At 64.0% G+C, this 3,180-nt stretch carries 4 protein-coding genes; 1 reads left to right on the top strand and 3 read right to left on the bottom strand.

From position 1 onward, the window contains the following. Positions 1-808: DUF3137 domain-containing protein (locus EN745_RS32505; protein ID WP_127423141.1), on the top strand; the 808-nt coding region annotated here is incomplete at its 5' end. Between the two features lie 108 nt (positions 809-916). Here the strand turns inward: EN745_RS32505 and EN745_RS32510 are convergent. The 3 genes from EN745_RS32510 to EN745_RS32520 all read right to left on the bottom strand — a co-directional run bounded on the left by EN745_RS32510 (position 917) and on the right by EN745_RS32520 (position 2,346). Next, complete coding sequence (locus EN745_RS32510) at positions 917-1,399, bottom strand: DUF2314 domain-containing protein (RefSeq protein ID WP_127423142.1); 483 nt, start codon at positions 1,397-1,399, stop codon at positions 917-919. Between the two features lie 53 nt (positions 1,400-1,452). Next, positions 1,453-1,710 (bottom strand): SemiSWEET transporter, encoded by a 258-nt coding sequence (locus EN745_RS32515; RefSeq protein ID WP_126058713.1) that lies wholly within the window; start codon positions 1,708-1,710, stop codon positions 1,453-1,455. 123 nt (positions 1,711-1,833) lie between these two features. Further along, positions 1,834-2,346, bottom strand: coding sequence for a hypothetical protein (locus EN745_RS32520; protein ID WP_126058714.1), 513 nt, complete (start codon positions 2,344-2,346; stop codon positions 1,834-1,836). Between the last annotated feature and the right edge of the window lie 834 nt (positions 2,347-3,180).

Consider the following 3,180-nt stretch of genomic DNA (forward strand, 5'->3'; position numbering starts at 1 on the left):
GTTCAACGCCGCCGCCGATCCCAACGAGCAATGGTTCTCGACGCCGCATGTCTTCCTCTACGTCGGCGGCTTCGTGGCGGCGGTGCTGCTTTATTTCCAGGCCGTGAGACCGGCGACCAGGCTGCAGCAATCGTTCCGCGATACGGTTCTGCCGATGATCTTCGGCTTCGTCCGCGATGTGCGCTACCAGCATGGTGTGCGGCCGAATTCCTTCGACCGGCTGCCGCGCGAGACGATCGGGGCCTTCAACCGGCAGAGCTTCGACGACATCATATCGGGCCGCTACGAGGATTTTCCCTTCGAACTCTACGAGGCGAAGCTGACGGAGGGCTCCGGCAAGAGCCAGCAAACGGTCTTCAAGGGCGTCATCGTCGCCTTCGAGACCATCGAGCCGTTCCCAGGCATGCTGGTTGCGGCGCGCAAGGCCGGCAAGGTGGTCGGCTTCTTCCGCGGCATGTTCTCCAGCAAGCTGCAGGAACTGGCCTGCGGCGTGCCGGAACTCGACGCCAGCTACGAGTTCCGCACCGACAATGTCGACGCTGCGAGGCCGCTGGTCACCGGACGCCTGGCCAGCGCGCTGACCTGGCTCGGCGAGACATGGCCATATGACCAGGCCCGCATCGCGCTCAACGGCAGCGACGGCTTCCTGCTCATGCCGCGCAGCAAGAACTTCTTCGAGTTGCCGGACATCTCCGTGCCGATCGACTACCAGACCCATATCGCGCCGATGATCGCCGATCTCGGCGCGATGCTGGCGACGGCGGCGCTGGTGCGCAAGATCGGCGCGGCGGACGAAGCGGCCGGCTAAAGCGCGTCGCGCTGGAAACGGGTCCAGGCGACGCGCTTTAGGTCTTTGTTTTTATGCATGTCGTTTTCGCAAAACCGCTGCACACTTTTGCGCGACGTGCATTAGCTCTCAGCAGTCGAAGCCGTAATTGCTGCGCATATAGTCCGCGTCCTGCTCGGACATCTTCTTCAGCATCACGCAGACGGTGTAGCTGCCGACCTGATGGCCGTCCCTGATGTAACCCCAGTCGGAAATGTCGTCGCGGGAGAATTCGATATACTGGCCGTAGACGACATTTTGGACGATCTCGGGCTCGTTGGCCAAAATGCCGGCAAAGCCCGAGGCGGTGCGCTTGAAGGGGATGACCCAGAAATGCTCCGTCGCATCGCCATCGACGATCATCACCTTCAGTTTGAATTTGTCGGTCCCCGGCGGCGGCGCCTCGGACAAGGCCAGGAAGTCATCCAGGCTGGCTCGCGCCTGTTCTATCGCCGTCGTCATCTCCGGATCGTCCGACCGCACCATGACGGTCTTGTCGTCGCCTTGGGCGTGAACATGCACGGGCGCAAGCGCCAGCATCAGGGACAGCACCGCGCGGGCTAAGAACTTCATGCAACGACCCCTCCACCCGGAAGGCGGGATCATCGTGCATCAGGTGCTGATTTTCAACCGAAGCGCAGCTTCATGCCGAGGATGGCGATCACGAACAGGAAGGTGACGCCATTGGCGAGGATGACCGGCCAGGAGCCGATCAGCAGGCCGTAAAGCGTCCACAGGAAGACGCCGGTGGCGATGGAGCCGGTGGCGAACAGCGAGATGTCGCCGGCGCGGCGCTCGCGCGCCACCTTGGCGACCTGCGGAATCCAGCCAAGCGTGGTGATGAGCGCGGCAAACGCGCCGATGATTTCAATTGCGGGATGCAAGGGCGGGGACTTTCGAACAGGCGCCTGATGTGCGGTGCGTCCTATGCCAGATCGATCGGGCCCTGGGAAGCGGGCAGCGCGGCTGGACCAATCAAACAAAAGCGGGTCGCCCCGCTTTGTTGCTTAAAGTCCGCTCGGCACGATCCCGGCCAGCCAGTCCGCCGACCGTTTCGCCATGCCGACCGTCGCGGACGCGGCGCGGCTGAGATCGGTCTTGACCACGGCGTAGCCGGCCTTGGTGCGGTAGAGCACCGCGCTGCCGCCATTGACCGCCGCTTCATAGGCGACCGGCTTCGCGGCTTCGGTTTCCGCCACCGTGGCCGGCGAGCCGACGGGGACGCTGGGCCGGTGGCTGAGCTCGGGCGGCAGCGGATCGACCGTGGCCTGCCTGGGCGTCAGGTCAGGCTTCGAGGCTATCGCGGCGAGCTCGGAGGAAGACGCCGAACCCTTGGCGCGGCAGATGCCTGAAACCAGCGGATAGTTGAAGTTGCGCTCGTGCAGCATCTGGCTTTTCATCGCCGCTTCGCAATCGGCGATCGTCGCCCACTTGGCCGGCGTTTCGCCGATATACTCGCAAAGCTTGGCGTCGCAGTCGCAGCCGACGATGGTCATGGCGACAAGGGCGGTCTTGATCACGGTCTTGTCCTCGGATTCGTTCCCAAATGACCAGTCGCCGGGGAACAAGGCGGGATTTGGCCACGATTATGATTTGTGCGTGACGGAATGTTTCCGAGGCTCCGGCTGTGACTGAAAAGCCTCAACCGTCGTAGACGTGCTTGAGCCTGGCGCCGGCCTTGATCAGCGCCGGCAGCGCCGTATGCAGCTTGCGCACGGCGACGGTCAGGCCGGTCCGGCGTGTGTCCGGGTCGGCCGGGAGCGGATAGCGTTAGCCGATTCCGGCGCCCGTTGCAGCCATGCGTGTGGGGTGAAAGCCACGTGGGCAAGTCCATGGCTGACGAAAGACGCCCACGGTTGGACGGCAAGGCGACCGGAGACGGGAGGCCGCGAAGAAGAGAGAGCCCAAAAACAGTCGGCGCTGGGATTTCTCCCAGCGCCTCCCTGTCAGATCAGGACACGGTCGCGGCAGCAACTCCCGAAAGATGTCGCGCCAAGCCGGCCTTGATTTTGACGGTCCTGCCAGTCGCCACCCGAGGGCAGCGCCCGTTCCAGACCACGCCGGTCACCACCCTTGCGGGCTTCGCCCAGCGTGCCATCGAAGGTTTTCACCGGCCTTCATGGCAGCATCGGTCCGCCGTCGGCGTTCGCACGCTTTCCGCGGCCCCGCCGGCATCCGTCCCTCCAACAGGCAAGCCTGCTCTCGTTCCGGACCGTGCGGGCCTCAGGAAATCCGCCTTTCCGCTTTGCCTTTCGGCTGGGCGATCGGTAGCCGCCTGAGATGGGTTTAACGTACGCCGGGTAAGGGCTTTGGGGAACCGCCACCAGCCTGTGGATAGCGGGATTATCGGGGAC

It is taken from the genome of Mesorhizobium sp. M4A.F.Ca.ET.022.05.2.1, assembly GCF_003998845.1.
In the GTDB taxonomy this organism is placed as follows: domain Bacteria; phylum Pseudomonadota; class Alphaproteobacteria; order Rhizobiales; family Rhizobiaceae; genus Mesorhizobium.

Bases quoted from the DNA above. Each gene is read 5' to 3' on its own strand.
- EN745_RS32510 (WP_127423142.1), bottom strand. From the start codon at position 1,399: ATGAAGTTCTTAGCCCGCGCGGTGCTGTCCCTGATGCTGGCGCTTGCG.